Genomic DNA, 16,576 nt, shown 5'->3' with positions numbered 1-16,576 from the left:
TTTACAACAATTATTAATTATATAACCGAGGCTTCGATAAAGTAGAAAGCTGATGCACGATATATCACTCAAGTACTTCCACGCTGTCGCTAAAGCGGGCTCTCTGTCTGCCGCATCAGAAGAACTGCATGTGGCCGTTTCGGCCATTAGTCGCCAAATAACCCAATTAGAAGAAAGGCTACAACTGCCGCTTTTTGAACGCAAAGCCAGAGGCATGTCACTCACCACAGCAGGCGACATTCTCTATACTTACTCGCTTCGTAATGCCTTGGAATTTAAAAACGTCTTGGCAGAAATGAAAGGCATTAATAATATCCAACAGCAGTCCATTGCGCTGGCATGCCCTGAAGGCATGGCGTGGGACTTTTTACCCCATGCGGTTGCCCAGTTTCGCCATGCCTACCCAAGCGCTCGTTTTTCGCTCCAAGTCGTCGGATCCAGTAAAGCCACGCAACTGGTCAAAGAGGGGAAAGTAGATGCAGCCCTAACCTTCAGTTTACAACCAGAACAGGGGGTAGAAATCACATTACAATGCCCTTCCCCCGTGGTGGCATTATTATCTAACAATCATCCTTTGGCTGAAAAAGCCTTTCTCAATATCACAGATTTAACCGAATATCCTTTGGCGTCTTCAGAGCCCGGCACGACCTTAAGCTACTTACTAGATATCGCCTGCCAGATTGAAGGCATCCACATTGCCCCTGTTCTGACCAGTAGCACAGTAGGAACAATTTATACCTTTGTATCAGAAAGTAGCGACGCCATTGCCTTATGTGGCGAGCTCACTGTAGCTCGTCGGGCCAAACAAGATAACCTTGTTATTCGCCCTATACATGCTCCCTCACTAATGCAGAGGAGCTTACAGGTGCAAGTAATGTCACGCCGCAAACACTCTATCATTGTGCGCTACTTTTTAACCTATTTAAGTGATCTACTAACACAGCAAACACAGTGATATAAATACACTACAAGCCATAGCGTTCAATTTTTTTCAGCAACCCTTGCCGTGATAGTCCTAACTGACGAGCGGCCTGACTACGATTGTCATCACTCGCGTCTAGCGCTTGACGTATTAAACGAATTTCCAGTTCACGAACCTGCTCTTCTAACGTTTTGTCATCCGGCAATAAACTATTGGCGGTCGCTAATTGCTCCATGCTTTGCTGTGCAGACGCATCAGGATAAAGCAGTTGAATATCCTCTAAGGTAATGCGACCTTGTGGACAAATGGATACCACGCTGTCTAATGTGTTTTTTAGCTCTCGTACATTGCCGGGCCATTGTTGACGACGAAACCACTGCATCGCCTCGGCTGTGAGTTGCAATACCTTTGACTGCTGGGACTGTAAGCGTTGTAAAAAAGCTTGTAACAGGATGGGCACATCTTCCAGCCGTTCCGCCAATGCCTGTGTTTCGATATTCACGCCCTTAATTCGATAATACAAATCCTCTCGAAAGGAGCCATCACGAACTTTTTCGACCAAATCCGCATTGGTTGCCGAGATCACTCGCACATCAATGTGTTTTTGTTCACGACCACCGACGGGGAAGAACGTCCCTTCTTGCAAGACTCGTAACAGTTTCACTTGCATAGGCAGCGGCATTTCACCAATTTCATCTAAGAACAAAGTGCCCTTATCCGCCAGCGCTAATAATCCCACCTTGTCTTTCTCCGCGCCGGTAAAAGCCCCTTTCACGTAGCCGAATAATTCACTTTCTAGCAATTCAGCCGGGATCGCCCCACAATGCACTGAAATAAAAGCATGATTGGCTCGCAGGCTAGCATCGTGCAGAGCGCGGGAGATCACTTCTTTGCCAGTACCAGAAGGCCCTGTCACCAAGACTCTTACATTGGTCGGCGCAATACGTTCAATCAACGCTCGAACTTTCTGTGCGTTTGGGGAGAGACCTAAATAACTGGCCGCTCCCGTCGGCTGCTGAGTAGACTGTTTAAGCTGGCTAATTTCACGTTCCAATGTGGTTTTCGTAATGGCTCGACGTACCACAACGGCTAACATATCAGGGTCAATTGGCTTAGCGATAAAATCCCATGCACCAAGGGACACCGCTTTCAAAGCCAGCTCTCGATCCGCATTGCCAGTAATGATAATCACTGGGCGCCCCTCAAAATCCGCCATGGACTCCAAAGTAAGTTGCGGATCAAAGTGTGGCGGCATGGAAAGATCCAACAGCACTAAATCGGCGTCAAACGAGGCCAACACCGCACGGGCTTCATCCAACGTACCCGCACCTTGAACCTCATAATCTTGCCTGGTCAACCAACGACCCGCTAATTCACGGAAAGCCGGTTCATCATCCACTAAAAGTATTTTATTGGTTGCCATAGATTCCATCCGTTGTTGATTCTGATTGTTCATTAGATTGGTGACAAGGAAGAATGAGCTCAAATGTTACCGGCCAGCCGAGATCGTTTCTGTGTTGAATCTCACCATGATGCGCATCAATTACCCGTCGAACAATGGCGAGCCCCAATCCACTTCCCCCTGCTCGTTTCGTCACAAATGGCTGAAACAAGGACGTTTGTAACGACGTATCTATCTCAGGACCATTATTATGTACTCGTATCTGTACAAACTGCGCGTTCATCGTTTTCGCAGTAATCAGCAAGCGCGGATCGGCTTGGTTGCGTAAAAAAGACACCGCATTATCAATTAAATTGCTAAACACTTGTTGCAGCCGATGGAGGTCAGCTTCCAACACTAGGCCCTCTTCAATCTCCATATCCCATTGGATTCCCCCAAGTTCGGTTTGTGCCAGCATATCTTGGATCAAATTTCCTAGTGATATAGAGACGGGCTGCAGCGACAGCCCGCCTGAATACACCAACATATCACTGACCAAACGATCTGCACGTTTTAACTGCGTCTGAATATGTTGACGAATATCGGAGGGCGTATCGTAAGCCGCCATGGCAATAATATTGAGGGGATTACGTAACTCATGGGCCATGGCTGCCGACAAGCCCCCAAGCTCCACCAAATGCTTCTCGTCTGAACGTTTTCGCTCGGCTTCGGCCAGAGCCAATGAGCGCTCCAATAAGCCACAACTGGTCGAAAATAAAGAGCCAAACACCTCGGCGCTCAAGCGCATTCCTGGACTGGTATCACCCCATCCAACAAGGCTATAGTGCCAACCATTCTCCCCTAGAGAGACAGCCAAAGAAAGCTCCCCTTCCGTGTGTGCATTAAGCTCAAGAAGAGAAGGAATGTTTAAACGAATCAACACACGATGTCTTATCTGTCGTGAGAGTAAGTGTTCGCCAATTTTCACTAACTCTTGCCAATCTTGAGCCTGGTTGAGTTGGGTAGACCAGGTTTCTAAGACGGTTTCATTAAGCGCCGCACCAGGGTAAATCAAACGGGAGATCAGACGACTCAGCGGTTGGTAAAGCAGTGTGGCAAGCAGCACAACCACCAAGGAATAGAGCCAAAGTTGCCAACTGGGTACATTGGCTAACGCTTGCAATCCAAGGCGTCCAGACACCACACTGATGACGGCAATGAAGCATAAAATAACCAACATCATCGCGACCCAGAGCAAGGCTCGGTTAGCAAAGGCGTTGACGGCTAAAATTTGATAGCGCACCACCGCATAGACTAGCAAGAGCAAATAGGTCGGTAGCAAGAGCATGGGATAAGGAAACCAGCCAATACCAAACGAGGGAAAAATAAAACTGGTCGCAAGTAATAGTCCCCAGGCCCCAACGCCAAACATGGCCAAAATCGAGCGGCGCTTATTGCCTTTATGTCGATACCAGCCATATAACAAGACACCATGGGCCAATATCCCCAATAACACGGTATACACCAAGTTTCCAATGCCACTGCGGGTAAAAATGAAGAATGAATCCACTTGCAAGGTTTTGGTCGACGCACCGCCTTGTATCCACCAGCTCCATAGCACCACGATAACACTCGCCACATAAAACCACGGAATAGACTGCGACAAGCGCGTTAACCAAGGGGTTTGTGCTGGTCCCGAGTTCACAAAACGAATAGCAAAATGCAAAAAGAAAGTCGGCATAAAGGGGTTGGCGAGGATGATACTCACCCCCAGCACGTCATAGCCCTGCAACATAGCGACATGACCAAAGCACCAAATGGCCATCATAATGGCAAATCCGGCTAGGGCTTGCAGATCGTGTTGCTTTCGAGCCCGCCATAATAACCATGCTCCGACCAAGAGGCCGCAGACGCTGCATAACAGCATGGCAATTTCGAGCATCAAAGAAAATGTCATTGTAAACCTCGTTTACACCTAAACAGAACAAAAATCGTAAACATTGTTTACGCCCATATCAAGCATAAAATTTTTCTTCTTATATTTCATAAGGTTAAAGGCAATTCACAGACTGGCATGGGCTTTGCTCTATGCAGAACAAATAATTGATTTATCTCAATACTTCTTTAAATAATAGGATAACCGCCATGAATAATGCTTCTTTTATGACCGAAATCATCGCTTTTACCATCATCATTTGCTTGGCAATTGCGCCGCTTGCGATCAAAGAATTGTCTAATAAAAAGTCTTAATTCACCGTTCTCATCCTAACGGATAAGCCAAGGTTTTAAGGGGCTTATCCTCCTGTTCACTGCTTTATTAGGTCAATATATGGAACATCTAAACACTGAGATGCTATCGCGAGTGCAATTCGCCTTTACCGTTAGCTTCCATATTATATTCCCCAGCATCACCATAGGGTTAGCGACCTTGATTGCGATCTGGGAAGGGTTATGGCTTAAAACCCACGACCCTCGCTATTTGCAACTTGCCAAGTTTTGGATTAAGCCTTTCGCCATTACCTTTGGTATGGGCGTGGTTGGCGGCATCGTGATGTCTTACGAGTTTGGTACCAACTTTTCCAAATTCTCTGAGATAGCGGGGCCAGTGCTTGGTCCACTCTTGGTATACGAAGTACTGACGGCCTTCTTCCTTGAAGCCGGCTTCTTAGGTGTCATGCTGTTTGGCTGGCAACGGGTTGGACCAAAAGTACATTTCATCTCGACCCTTGTTGTGGCAATTGGTACCTGGATATCCTCTACTTGGATCATGGCCGCCAACTCCTGGATGCAAACCCCAGCAGGCTATAAAATCGTCAATGGCGTGTTTCATGTAGATAGCTGGATGGATGTTATTTTCAATCCATCCTTCCCTTATCGCGTTACCCACATGTTGTTGGCTTCGTTTATCACCGCCTGTTTATTGGTTGCTGGTGTGAGTGCTTTTTACTTATTGAAAAAGCAACACACGAACTTCGCCAAAAAAGGCTTATCCATGACCATGTGGATGTTGCTGGTGTTGACACTGGTTCAAGTAGTTGTGGGCGATCAATCAGGGCTTGAAGTCAAAGAACATCAGCCTGCCAAGCTCGCCGCCATAGAAGGGATTTGGGAAGCAAAAGAAAGCAACGTTCCGTTACTACTCTTTGCCATCCCTAATATGAAAACCGAACAAAATGATTATCAAGTCGGCATCCCGCATTTGGGCAGTCTCATTCTAACGCACTCTTTTGACGGCGCCGTCACAGGTCTTAAAGCCTTCCCTAAAGAAGACCGACCATACGCCCCCTTGGTATTCTGGTCGTTCCGAATCATGGTTGGTTTGGGCATCGGTATGGTACTGATTGCCTTAGCGGCTTTGGTATTGCGTCGCAAAGGCAAATTGTATGAAAACAAATGGTTTTTACGTGCCGTGGCGTTTTTCACGCCAATGGGGGTCGTTTCTACCATTGCTGGCTGGTATGTTGCCGAAGTAGGACGTCAACCCTGGGTGGTTTATAACCTGGTTCGTACCGCCGATGTGGTGTCGCCATTGCCCGCACAGCGTGTCCTTTTTACCTTGATCGCCTTTGTTATTATCTACAGTTTATTGGGGCTTGTTTACTTGTACTTCATGCGCAAACTCATCCGCAAAGGGCCACCCAAAATGGCCACGCTTGAAAAGCAACTTATTGGTATGAATGCGCCAGGTTACGCCCTTGCTTGGGTAAAAAACCTTAAACATGAAGATCATCATCAAGAAGGAGAGAAATGATGGATTTACCTTTATTTTATTTCTTGGTTCTAGGCTTTGCTATCTTCATGTATGTCTCTCTAGATGGCTTTGATTTAGGCATTGGCATCTTATACCCCTGGTTCGATAAACCAGGGGAGAGAGATCATCTAATGCAGTCCATCTCACATGTCTGGGATGGCAACGAAACCTGGATGGTGATGGGCGGTGCGCTGTTATACGGTGTCTTTCCAGCAGTGTATGGCACATTGCTGTCAACCTTGTACATCCCCTTGATGTTGATGTTGTTTGCCTTGATCTTCCGGGGGGTCGCTTTTGAATATCGCTTCAAATCCGATCGTTCTCGTGCCTATTGGGATCTTTCCTTTAGCGCAGGTTCTGCGATTGCCGCTTTCTGCCAAGGGCTTGTATTAGGCACCGTGGTACAGGGTATTCCAGCAGACTCCAGCGCCTTTTCCAGTCTGCATTGGATCACGCCCTTTACGCTCTTCACTGGCTTTGCGGTCATGGCAGGCTACGCCATGTTAGCAGCTTGCTACCTATTTATGAAAAGTCGCCACGACATCCAAGCCCATGCGGCCAACATTGCCAAAACGCTATTGATCACCGTACTGATTGCCATGGTTGTTGTCAGTGTTTGGACTGTCCTTACCCAGCCTTATATTTATCAGCGCTGGTTCTCGGGCATGAACTTTGTTTATCTTGCACCTTTGCCTTTGCTCTGCCTTGTTGCTGGGGTGATCTCATGGAAAGACCTTCACAGTCATCGCCATGAGTCCCGCCCTTTCTGGTGTGGCATCTTGCTCTTCTTGCTTGGTTTAGCAGGCTTAGTTATCAGTATTTTTCCGTACATGATTCCGCAACAACTGACCTTGTGGCAAGCCGTCTCACCTAAAACAACCTTAGAGTTTGTCTTGCCTGGGGTGTGTATTTTTATTCCGATTATTTGCCTCTACACCCTGTGGGGATACCGCATCTTTTCAGGCAAAGTAGAAGATTATCGGGAGGGTTATTAATATGTTAAAAGCATTAAAAGCCAAAACCGATAAGCTAAAGCCTTGGCAGTGGTTTTGCCTGCTGTATTTAGGTGGATTTATCGGCGTCGCCATACTATCTCAAGTGATGAATCTGGCCATATTATTGTTTATTTAAAGATTTCGAACGACGTAATACATCGTTCGTTTTCAACCGCAAAGGCTGCCAGTGGTAGCCTTTTTTATGATGAAGCCTTAATCTGTCTGTCACATTATTCGCCAATCTGTGCATAGGCAAGTTAGTGGAAACATCGTAGAATCCCCCTCTATTTCTCATACCTGCTAAAGGGATTTACCGCATGACCCGTAAAGATATGCTGTTGGCACTGGCAATTATCGTTGCATGGGGCTTAAATTTCGTCGTCATCGCTTGGGGGCTAGATGGCCTGCCTCCCATGTTACTGGGCGGGTTGCGTTTTTTGATTGTCGCTGTGGTCGGTTCTTTCTTCTTCAAACGCCCCAAGACACCACTAAAATGGTGGTTTTGGTACGCTTTACCGATCAGTTTCGGACAATTTGCTCTATTGTTTACCGGGATGGAACTTGGGATGCCAGCGGGTCTCGCCTCTTTGGTTTTACAATCTCAGGCCATTTTCACCCTACTCTTTGCCGTGCTTTTCTTAAAAGAATCCGTTCGTCCCTATCAGCTACTCGCCATTGCTATCTCTGCGGGTGGTTTGGCTTTTATCGCCCTATCGAACAGTCATCATGAAATGACGGCCATCGGTTTTGGTTTAACTATAGCTGCCGCCAGCTCTTGGGCATTGGGTAATATCAGCACCAAGATCATCGGTCAAAAAGGCTATCACGCCAACGTTAACTTGGTTATTTGGAGCTGCTGGATTCCGCCCATCCCCTTCTTTCTCTGTTCTTGGTTTATCGACGGTCCAGAGGTGATCACACACAGCTTACTGAATATTAACTGGTCGACTGCAGCAACCTTAGCCTATTTGTCTATCTTCGCCACAGTGGGCGGTTATGGCTTATGGAGTTATTTGATGTCCCGTTATTCGGCAGCCACCATCGCACCACTAAGCTTAGGCGTGCCAATTGTTGGCTTAACGTCATCGGCGATTTTATTAGGCGAAACCATCAGCCCCATGCAATGGATTGGCATCACCCTCGTACTATTTGGTTTACTGATGAACACATTCGGTGGGCGCTGGCTAAAGAAAATCAGTCAGCATACCGCTTAGACGTCCTTTTGAAACGAAAGAGAAATTCATCCCTTATAGCTTGTTGCACGTCGATTTTATTCTTAAGGCGTGCAACGTAAGCCTGCCAATCGGCAATCTGAGTCACTAGGCGATTAAGCTACCGAACCATCCAAGCTAAGGTCTAAATAGAGGACATCTCAAGTATATCCTTTAGTAACATCCCATCGGCTTTATAGTAGTGATCGAGCACACTATAGTGATCTACATTAGGTACACTTGCATACTCAACGTCAAACCCCTTACTCGATAAATGACTAGCATAAACCTTAGATTGACGATGAAACTCTTCAGGCTCCAACGCCCCCACTCTGATTTTTACTGGAATAGGATAATTCGCTTCTAGATGAATAGGACTTAAATCCTGTATGTCATGTTCAGACAATTGCAACACAGGCTGCAACCATGAGTGCGGAAAAGGCCTTAAATCAAATAACCCGCTGACCGCAAGCGCCCCTTTAATTACATCCCTTGGTAAGCCATAGTCACCTTCCCAATCTGTCGCCAACAGCATTCCGACCAAATGTCCACCAGCCGAATGCCCAGAGATCGAAATGCGATTTCGATCAATATCCAGTCGGTCAGCGTTATGCCATGCCCAAGCCACTGCGGATCTCACCTGGCGAACAATCTCGGACATGCTCACTTTAGGACAAAGGGAATAATTAACGATCAGTGTCGTAACTCCCGCCGGCACCAGCTGACGAGCCACCAAGGCAAACTCTTTACTGCTACAGGCTCTCCAGTACCCTCCATGGATAAAAATATGCAAACGAGCTTTTGACTCTGCAGCTTTAAATACCTCTAGGTGCTCATCTAAAGTAGGACCAAATGCTAGCGTTTCCGGTGCTCCCAATACATCACATGTGTCATCACTTTTTTTCGCAACACTGGCTAAAATAGAAGCGGCATCCTTACCTAACATAGGGTTATATTGCTCATCTATTTCATGCTGACTGTTAAACTTTTGATACAACATTTGTCACTCCGACTATCAAACTAGGACATAAACTCAGTTCAACATTATCACCTAAAAAATACGGAATCAGAGCCAAAGAAAGTGAAGGTATAAAGGTAACTAATAACAATGCAAGTCCGCAGAGAGACACTTTTATTAGACTGAACCACCCGCCTCATGCAATGAGGTTGATCTTATCCTCGTGCGATTTGGTTTACTGATGAACACATTGGGTGGGCATTGGTTGGCTCGTCGTCGAGCCAACCAACTATAAAACGATCTTTCTTTACTCTAACTCTGTGCTTTGCAAGCGGAGATAAGCGACGCTATCTTCTGTTGGTGGGCTTGTTGCCAGTCGGCTAAAGATTGCTCACTTTCTTTCGCCGCTTTGGCCTCAACTTTCGCTAATATCGCGTCCACCTCATCAGCTTTAATAACGACAACCCCCTCTTCATCAGCAACGATGATGTCGCCATTATTGACGGTGATGCCACCGCACTGGATAGACGTTTCCAGTTCCCCTAACTTGGCTTTTTTACCCGGCTTTGGAACGTTACCCCGTGCATAGACAGGGAACCCCATCTCACGAATCTCTGCCACATCGCGAATCACACCATCGATAATAAAACCGCTAATACCGCGCTCAGCTGCTGTCGCACAGACATTACCACCAGCAACCGCAAAGCGACTGTCACCAGCGTCAACCACCAGTACCGATCCAGGCGGCGCTTGATAAATAGCGGCATGCACCATCAGGTTATCACCAGGCTCACATTTCACAGTGAAAGCTCTGCCGACTAATCGTGGCGCCCCAGACCATAGCGATTTTATGCCAAAGTCCATAAACGCGTCGTCCGCAAGAAAATCAGCGTAGCTACAGGTAGAGAATGCCATTAACTTAGAGAGATCATCTATCATTTTATACGTCACCTTAGTCATTATTCGAAATGGTTAGAGGCCTTTCGTTATTTGTGCTTGTCGTCCCCTTGTTGCGCGTCTAGCTTATCGGCTAGGCGTGATACTTGGGCTTGCAGTTGAGAGATCTGTTCCACCAGGGCTTGGTGGTTATTTTCTTGATTTTCCTGATCCTGTGCGGCGGTTTCTCGTGTCATGACATCCAAAACCACACCCACCATCATGTTTAAAAACACAAACGCGGTCAGAAAGATAAAGACAATATAGAAAATCCAGCTCAGTGGATAAACTTCCATTGTCTCGTACATGACATCCGTCCAGTCTTCGAACGTGGCAATACGAAATAAGGTCAGCATGGAGATCGCAATGTTCCCCCAAAGCTTATCATTCACTCCTTGAAAAAAGATCGACCCCACAGCACCGAATATATAAAAAATAATAAACATCAGCAATGCAATGTAGCCCATCTTCGGAATGGCTTTAAACAGAGCGTTAATAAGAAAACGCAGATCAGGAATGATGGAGACTAAACGTAATACCCGAAAGACCCTAAGCAACCGTGCGACCAACACCATGTCCGTATCGGATATCGGCACCAAACTACCAGCCACAATCACCATATCAAAAATATTCCAAGGTTCTTTGAAAAAACGCACCTTAGATTCGCTGGCCAAAAAGCGCAAACTAATTTCCAAGAGGAAAAAGACGGTAATAAAGGTATCAAGATAGTTGATGGCTTTATCAATGCCATAGGGCAACGGGTAGGTTTTGGCACCCACCGTCAACGCAGCAACAATAATGATACTGATGATAAAACCTTGAAAAACAACACTTCGTTCGACGCGTTTTATCGCGTCAAACCAGGAATGAGTACGACTGATTTCCATTGAATGCTCTACCTACTAGACCAAAGAATACCTGTCTTAAAGACAGGCAAGGCCAGTGTAAGTTCATCTTAAGAAGAAGAAAATCAATATTATGTCTAATAGTGTAAAGCTAACTATTTTACAAATTTTATACACGCAAACTAAGAAAAATACCTAATAGCGCCTCTATCAAGTACGCTTTACTCGAACGACTTTCATAATTTCCATGGAAACACCAGCTACCACCTCTTGAGTTGGGTAGTAGGTAAGGTTGACACGGGATCCGCGCAATGTACGGTATTTCCCTTGTCGTTTAAAGCGGAATGGTACGTCGTAGCCTTCAATCATCAAAGTATGGAGAACCCAATCTTCTTGCGGTCTTTGCACATGGGATTTGACTTTCAGAGCGTCCGAATGAACCAGCTTATCGTTTTGCTGTAATAAATCTTTTGGGTCAGATTGCATATAAAACTCTCCGCATGAGGTACGAGAGCGTTTTATTATGCCATAAAACACACCAAAAATTAAAAATTTGGCTATTTTTTACTCAAATGGCTAATGTGCTGATATTGTCAGCCTGTAATGAAGCACCGTACGACGGCTTGAAGATCATTAAAACAATCGTTTAAAGGGTTTTGGGAAGGGACTTATCAGCCACTGTTGGGGAAACGTTTTTCCCACCCTCGCCCATGCTTTCTTTCATCGCTCGGGCGGCGGCTTCATTATCAAAACGTACCACAGGTTTTTGTAAAATTAAGCTGTTTGGGTAGGTCACAATATCACCAGAAAAACGACGAATAATGACATGAAAGCTCGAAATATCAATAATTTGGCCAAGTACTTCTTCATCTTTTTCGGCCACACGAATCCAATCACCAACACGATATGGGAATGCAAAAAAGATAATCAAACTTGCGGTGATATTACTTAGGATCGACCACTGGGCAAACAATGCCACACCAACCACAGCAAACACAGAGGAAAAAAATACCGCCAGCTGACCGTATCCAACCCCCATCACAATGCAAGCCAACATAATAAATAAGGCGGTTAAACTAAGCTGCATCATCTTGGTCACATAACGCAAGCGAACTTCACTCGTACCATTTTTATGACCCAGCAATTCCACACTGCTCTTCATAATACGATTGATTACAATATAACCAATTATCAGCAGAACAACCAAACCGATTTGCACCATGATCTTCATCACTCTAAATACCTTTTAAACCAAAGCATAATAAAATAGGCAAGAACCGTCTCCCAGAGATTCTCGCATATCATGGCATGAATTAACCGATTATTGTGTCTTCGGAAGGGGCTTTTCCACTAGAACGGAAGGAATTTGGATAAAACGTTGGGGCACTGGTCGCCCTTCGAGCAGAGCAAGACCAATTTCAACCGCTTTGTCCGCCATCTCTTTCGGACGCTGAACCGCCGTTGCCACCCATTGGTTATCTTGGTGAATCATCTTTTCTGCGAACTTAGCACCGTCCACTGAGGCAATAATAAAATCCTTACGGCCCGCCTGTTGCGCCGCTCTAAGCGCCCCTAACGCGGTGGGGTCATTAATGGCAAATACCGCATCTAGATGCGGATATTTTTCCATCAAATAGGTCATGACTTCCATCCCTCCATCGACGCTGCCACTGCCATTCATACGGTAACTTAACAGAGAGATATTCGGGTATTTACTCAATACCGATTTGCAGCCAGCCACACGCTCCACCACTGACGACACTAATACCCCGTTAATAATCACAAAGTTACCTTTATAGTGAATTTGCTTAGCAAGTCGTTCACACGCCTCCATTCCGGCTTGAACATTATCTGTGGTAATGGTTGCGTCTGCCCCTTGAGCATTCACATCCACGGCAATCACTTTAATACCAGCCCGCTGAGCTTTCGCCACCACAGGGGCAATTTTGTATGGATCCGCAGCGGTTAAAATAATCAGATCGACGCCCGCTTTGATGAATTCATTCACTTGCTTAATTTGACGATCTAAATCGTAGGCATCCGAGTGAATTAACATTTTTACCGGACCGCCAGCCAATTCTTTGGCTTTGGCGGCGGTCGCATCAATCAATTTGACAAAATAAGGGTTACCAAGGTCAGACACACTAATACCAATCGACGTCAGCACCGGCGTTTTACTCGTACTCTCTAGCGAGCTTGATGGCACAGGGGTGGCGGCAAACAACGCGGTGGCAAATACCGCAGAGACCAAACAGGAAAGTAGTCGCCCTCTAAAAAAATTTAAACGCAGAAAACGCCCATAGGATTTCAATACTGCGACGCGACGCATGGAGCAGAACCTCTATTTGTAGAAAAAACGGCTCTGAATACCTGAGAGCCATTCTCCCATCTAGCAACACAGGACACATGTATGCTCTGTGTATCTATGAATGAACATTAAGCGGCTTGTGGATCGTTGTTTACCTCTAACGCTCCGGTCATAATGGCTACCGCCTCAGACATAGAGTGTGATTGCGGTGTGATGACAGCGGCACGTTTGCCTAGGCGGTGAATGTGAATTCGATCTGCCACTTCAAATACGTGAGGCATATTATGGCTGATCAGAATAATCGGCAAGCCTCGGTCTCGAACTTCCTTGATCAAATTCAAAACACGACGCGACTCCTTCACACCTAATGCTGCGGTAGGCTCATCCATGATCACAACTTTGGTGCCAAACAAGGCTGAGCGAGCGACGGCAACCCCTTGACGCTGACCACCTGATAACGACTCTACTGCTTGGCTAATGTTTTGAATGGTCATTAAACCCAGCTCTGTCATTTTGTCTTTGGCTTTTTGTTCCATAGCTTTCTTATCCAACATACGGAAAACCGAGCCTAAGATTCCAGGCTTGCGAATTTCACGCCCCAAAAAGAGGTTATCCGCAATATTGAGCGCAGGAGAAACCGCCAAGTTTTGATAGACCGTTTCAATGCCCAACGCACGCGCTTCCATCGGTGAACTAAAGTTTACCGGCTGACCATCCAGTAGGATTTCTCCTTCATCTGGCATTAACGCCCCTGATAAGGCCTTAATTAGGGAGGATTTACCTGCCCCATTGTCACCAATAATCGCTAAAATCTCGCCCGGATATAACTCAAAATCTGCATGGTCAATGGCTGTTACACTGCCGTAACGTTTTACTAAATTCTTGGTTTGCAGAATGGGAGTTTGGTTTGTATTGGTTGTCATTATGCTGTTCCTTTTCTGATCCATTGGTCAACACCGACGGCAACAATAATCAAGATACCAACAGTGAACTCTTGCCAAAGTACATCAACACCGGCGAGGGCTAAGCCATTGCGGAAAATACCCACAACCAATGCACCAATTAACGTTCCGAAGATGGAACCTCGTCCACCAAACAAACTACAACCACCAATTACTACAGCGGTAATACTGTCTAAGTTCGTGGTATAACCAGCCTGAGGACTGATAGAACCGATACGACCAATCAATACCCAAGCACCCAATGCGCAAACAATCCCAGCTAAAATATATACAGAGAGCAAAATACGATCGGTACGAATACCGGCTAACTTCGCTGCGGCAGGATCATCACCCGTGGCATAAACATGTCGCCCCCATGCAGTCCAGTTCAAGGCGTACCAGATCACCACAAACATCGCTAACATTAATAAGGAGCCATAGGTTAATTGCGCACCAAACACATTAATCGTGTTACCTAACCACTGTAATAGCGGGGCGGTATTGGAGATATCCTGGGCACGAATGGTCTCACTGTTGGAGTACCATAAATTCAACGCAAAAAAGACGTTCCATGTACCCAATGTAGCAATAAAAGGAGGCAATTTCAGGCGCGTAATTAATGAACCATTGATAAAACCAGCGACAGCACCGACGGCGATCCCCACACATAATGCCAACCAAGGATCAAGGCCATAGTCAATCGCCATACGACCCATGACCACCGATGCCAGTACCATAATGGCACCCACAGACAAGTCGATCCCTGCGGTTAAAATAATCAGCGTTTGGGCAATCCCCACCATGCCAATGATGGTCACTTGCTGCAGCACCAACGACAAGTTAAAAGCCGATAAAAAACGACTACCAACAATCAAGCTAAAGCAGAAAATAGCCAGTAACAAAACAATACTAGGGGCAGCAACAGGATAATGGTGAAGGAATTTTTTAAAACGCTGCACGGGCGTTTCTTTATGCTCAAAACTGGCCACATAGACCTGAGCTTGATCAGCCACTTTATCGTGATCAAGCACAGCAGTTGAGTTTTTTTGTTCAGTTGAACTCATAGGGTAACTCCAAGAAGGAAAACAACCGCTGACAAAATCCCCTGCCAGCGGTAAAAACTAAGCTTTCTAAATCGTTTGGACTAGACGACTTGCCTATCATCCATTGTCTTAACAGGCAAGTGTTGACATTAACCCCAGCACATTGCCAAGCCCGTTTTCGTCGTGACAGATTTCACGCCTTTAACAGGTTCATTGGTAATCAACTGAACACCTGTGTTGAAGTAATCCAGGCCTTTCGTCGCAGTAGGACGAGTACCTGTTTTTGCGAATTGCGAGATAGCGTCTACGCCATCAATCGCCATTTTGATAGGGAATTGCATTGCCGTTGCGTCCAAGATGCCTTCTTGGATGTTTTTCACACCAGGACAACCACCATCAATGGACACAATCATCACCTTTTTCTCTAAACCAAAAGATTTAAGCGCTTGATAGGCCCCTGCTGCTGCAGGTTCGTTAATGGTGTATACCAAGTTGATACTTGGGTCTTTTTGCAACAAATTTTCCATGGCTCGTCGGCCGCCTTCAGCAGACCCTTGAGTCACATCATGGCCAACAATACGCGGATCGGTTTCATCACCAATGCGATTTGGGTTTTTAATATCGATACCAAAACCTTTTAAGAAACCTTGGTCTCGAGCAACATCGACGGTCACTTGGCTGGTGCTCAAATCCAACATAGCAATTTTAGCGTCTTTTGCTTTGGCACCCATTTTGGCTTTGGCCCATTCACCAATTAACTCACCCGCTTGAAAGTTATTGGTGGCAAATGTCATGTCAGCGGCATTCGCTGGGTTAAGTTTGGTATCTAAAGCGATTACCAATAAACCCGCCTTACGTGCTTTTTCAATCGTAGGAACAATCGCGGCAGGGTCACTTGGTGTAATCAAAATACCTTTGGCACCCGCTGCAATCAAATTCTCGACCGCATCCACTTGAGATTGGTTATCGCCATCATAACGACCAGCAAAAGTACGCAGATCCACGCCAAGCTTTTTCGCTTCTTTTTGAGCACCTTGCTTCATGGTAACGAAATAGGGATTGGTATTAGTTTTAGTGATTAGACCGATGATAGGTTCATCTGCCAGAGCGACAGTCGATAGAGAGCCAGCGGCGACTAGGCAAGCTAGTTTACGGTAAGGAAATTTCATTGTATTGGTAACTCCAGTTTTGTTTTTATTATCAGCTGAGAGGCTGTTGAGTCAGACCTGAGTTCACTCTGTTGGAGATCTGCTTCTAAGGGCACTTTGCCGTATAAAAACTAATG

Annotated in this window: 16 protein-coding genes; 5 read left to right on the top strand and 11 right to left on the bottom strand. The window is 45.9% G+C overall.

The features are described from left to right. Window positions 1–52: 52 nt before the first annotated feature. Window positions 53–955 (top strand): LysR family transcriptional regulator, encoded by a 903-nt coding sequence (locus tag MSP8886_RS20865; protein WP_067020734.1) that lies wholly within the window; start codon window positions 53–55, stop codon window positions 953–955. A 10-nt stretch (window positions 956–965) separates the two neighbouring features. Here the strand turns inward: MSP8886_RS20865 and MSP8886_RS20860 are convergent, their stop codons facing one another. Continuing rightward, entirely contained in the window at window positions 966–2,345 is a 1,380-nt protein-coding gene (locus MSP8886_RS20860; RefSeq protein ID WP_067020732.1) for a sigma-54-dependent transcriptional regulator, read from the bottom strand. Beyond that, a complete protein-coding gene (locus MSP8886_RS20855) occupies window positions 2,332–4,260 on the bottom strand; it encodes a sensor histidine kinase (protein WP_067020721.1) in 1,929 nt (642 codons plus the stop codon). The genes MSP8886_RS20860 and MSP8886_RS20855 overlap by 14 nt, the downstream gene beginning before the upstream one ends. A gap of 372 nt (window positions 4,261–4,632) precedes the next feature. On the opposite strand from MSP8886_RS20855, the gene MSP8886_RS20850 reads away from it, so the two are divergent. The 4 genes from MSP8886_RS20850 (at window position 4,633) to MSP8886_RS20840 (ending at window position 8,263) form a co-directional block, all read left to right on the top strand. After that, complete coding sequence (locus MSP8886_RS20850) at window positions 4,633–6,054, top strand: cytochrome ubiquinol oxidase subunit I (RefSeq protein WP_067020717.1); 1,422 nt, start codon at window positions 4,633–4,635, stop codon at window positions 6,052–6,054. Further along, complete coding sequence (cydB, locus tag MSP8886_RS20845; protein WP_245659166.1) at window positions 6,051–7,049, top strand: cytochrome d ubiquinol oxidase subunit II; 999 nt, start codon at window positions 6,051–6,053, stop codon at window positions 7,047–7,049. The genes MSP8886_RS20850 and cydB overlap by 4 nt, the downstream gene beginning before the upstream one ends. A 1-nt stretch (window position 7,050) precedes the next feature. Beyond that, window positions 7,051–7,185 carry a hypothetical protein gene (locus MSP8886_RS22730; RefSeq protein ID WP_267905994.1) on the top strand — a complete coding sequence of 45 codons (135 nt, stop codon included), beginning with the start codon at window positions 7,051–7,053 and terminating at the stop codon, window positions 7,183–7,185. Window positions 7,186–7,366: 181 nt separating this feature from the next. Then, window positions 7,367–8,263, top strand: a complete 897-nt coding sequence (locus tag MSP8886_RS20840) for an EamA family transporter (protein WP_067020711.1) — start codon at window positions 7,367–7,369, stop codon at window positions 8,261–8,263. A 142-nt stretch (window positions 8,264–8,405) separates the two neighbouring features. Here MSP8886_RS20840 and MSP8886_RS20835 read toward each other — a convergent pair whose 3' ends face one another. The 9 genes from MSP8886_RS20835 to MSP8886_RS20795 form a co-directional block, all read right to left on the bottom strand. Next, window positions 8,406–9,260: an alpha/beta hydrolase gene (locus MSP8886_RS20835; protein WP_067020709.1), complete on the bottom strand. Its 855-nt coding sequence runs from the start codon at window positions 9,258–9,260 to the stop codon at window positions 8,406–8,408. A 270-nt stretch (window positions 9,261–9,530) separates the two neighbouring features. Continuing rightward, window positions 9,531–10,157 (bottom strand): RraA family protein, encoded by a 627-nt coding sequence (locus tag MSP8886_RS20830; protein WP_067020706.1) that lies wholly within the window; start codon window positions 10,155–10,157, stop codon window positions 9,531–9,533. A gap of 47 nt (window positions 10,158–10,204) precedes the next feature. Further along, the gene (locus MSP8886_RS20825) at window positions 10,205–11,041 is read right to left on the bottom strand and encodes an ion transporter (protein ID WP_067020703.1); all 837 of its coding nucleotides are present in this window, start codon (window positions 11,039–11,041) and stop codon (window positions 10,205–10,207) included. Between the two features lie 168 nt (window positions 11,042–11,209). Continuing rightward, a complete protein-coding gene (locus MSP8886_RS20820; protein WP_067020700.1) occupies window positions 11,210–11,485 on the bottom strand; it encodes a hypothetical protein in 276 nt (91 codons plus the stop codon). 160 nt (window positions 11,486–11,645) lie between these two features. Then, entirely contained in the window at window positions 11,646–12,230 is a 585-nt protein-coding gene (locus MSP8886_RS20815) for a mechanosensitive ion channel family protein (protein WP_175365333.1), read from the bottom strand. A gap of 90 nt (window positions 12,231–12,320) precedes the next feature. Beyond that, entirely contained in the window at window positions 12,321–13,328 is a 1,008-nt protein-coding gene (locus MSP8886_RS20810; protein ID WP_083201076.1) for a substrate-binding domain-containing protein, read from the bottom strand. A 107-nt stretch (window positions 13,329–13,435) separates the two neighbouring features. Next, on the bottom strand, window positions 13,436–14,230 hold the full coding sequence (locus MSP8886_RS20805) for an ATP-binding cassette domain-containing protein (RefSeq protein ID WP_067020697.1): 795 nt from the start codon (window positions 14,228–14,230) through the stop codon (window positions 13,436–13,438). Then, window positions 14,230–15,312, bottom strand: coding sequence for an ABC transporter permease (locus MSP8886_RS20800; protein ID WP_067020694.1), 1,083 nt, complete (start codon window positions 15,310–15,312; stop codon window positions 14,230–14,232). Before MSP8886_RS20800 ends, MSP8886_RS20805 begins: the two co-directional genes overlap by 1 nt. A 128-nt stretch (window positions 15,313–15,440) precedes the next feature. Further along, complete coding sequence (locus tag MSP8886_RS20795; RefSeq protein ID WP_067020691.1) at window positions 15,441–16,460, bottom strand: sugar ABC transporter substrate-binding protein; 1,020 nt, start codon at window positions 16,458–16,460, stop codon at window positions 15,441–15,443. Window positions 16,461–16,576 lie beyond the last annotated feature (116 nt).

This window comes from Marinomonas spartinae (genome assembly GCF_900089775.1).
In the GTDB taxonomy this organism is placed as follows: domain Bacteria; phylum Pseudomonadota; class Gammaproteobacteria; order Pseudomonadales; family Marinomonadaceae; genus Marinomonas; species Marinomonas spartinae.
The sequence above is the reverse complement of the archived record's forward strand: the minus strand, read 5'-3'. Positions and strand labels throughout refer to the sequence as shown.

What these genes read in the sequence shown, in the direction of transcription:
- MSP8886_RS20865 (WP_067020734.1), top strand. Translation starts at nt 53, where the DNA reads ATGCACGATATATCACTCAAGTACTTCCACGCTGTCGCTAAAGCGGGC.
- MSP8886_RS20860 (WP_067020732.1), bottom strand. Translation starts at nt 2,345, where the DNA reads ATGGCAACCAATAAAATACTTTTAGTGGATGATGAACCGGCTTTCCGT.
- MSP8886_RS20855 (WP_067020721.1), bottom strand. Translation starts at nt 4,260, where the DNA reads ATGACATTTTCTTTGATGCTCGAAATTGCCATGCTGTTATGCAGCGTC.
- MSP8886_RS20850 (WP_067020717.1), top strand. Translation starts at nt 4,633, where the DNA reads ATGGAACATCTAAACACTGAGATGCTATCGCGAGTGCAATTCGCCTTT.
- cydB (WP_245659166.1), top strand. Translation starts at nt 6,051, where the DNA reads ATGATGGATTTACCTTTATTTTATTTCTTGGTTCTAGGCTTTGCTATC.
- MSP8886_RS22730 (WP_267905994.1), top strand. Translation starts at nt 7,051, where the DNA reads ATGTTAAAAGCATTAAAAGCCAAAACCGATAAGCTAAAGCCTTGGCAG.
- MSP8886_RS20840 (WP_067020711.1), top strand. Translation starts at nt 7,367, where the DNA reads ATGACCCGTAAAGATATGCTGTTGGCACTGGCAATTATCGTTGCATGG.
- MSP8886_RS20835 (WP_067020709.1), bottom strand. Translation starts at nt 9,260, where the DNA reads ATGTTGTATCAAAAGTTTAACAGTCAGCATGAAATAGATGAGCAATAT.
- MSP8886_RS20830 (WP_067020706.1), bottom strand. Translation starts at nt 10,157, where the DNA reads ATGATAGATGATCTCTCTAAGTTAATGGCATTCTCTACCTGTAGCTAC.
- MSP8886_RS20825 (WP_067020703.1), bottom strand. Translation starts at nt 11,041, where the DNA reads ATGGAAATCAGTCGTACTCATTCCTGGTTTGACGCGATAAAACGCGTC.
- MSP8886_RS20820 (WP_067020700.1), bottom strand. Translation starts at nt 11,485, where the DNA reads ATGCAATCTGACCCAAAAGATTTATTACAGCAAAACGATAAGCTGGTT.
- MSP8886_RS20815 (WP_175365333.1), bottom strand. Translation starts at nt 12,230, where the DNA reads ATGAAGATCATGGTGCAAATCGGTTTGGTTGTTCTGCTGATAATTGGT.
- MSP8886_RS20810 (WP_083201076.1), bottom strand. Translation starts at nt 13,328, where the DNA reads ATGCGTCGCGTCGCAGTATTGAAATCCTATGGGCGTTTTCTGCGTTTA.
- MSP8886_RS20805 (WP_067020697.1), bottom strand. Translation starts at nt 14,230, where the DNA reads ATGACAACCAATACAAACCAAACTCCCATTCTGCAAACCAAGAATTTA.
- MSP8886_RS20800 (WP_067020694.1), bottom strand. Translation starts at nt 15,312, where the DNA reads ATGAGTTCAACTGAACAAAAAAACTCAACTGCTGTGCTTGATCACGAT.
- MSP8886_RS20795 (WP_067020691.1), bottom strand. Translation starts at nt 16,460, where the DNA reads ATGAAATTTCCTTACCGTAAACTAGCTTGCCTAGTCGCCGCTGGCTCT.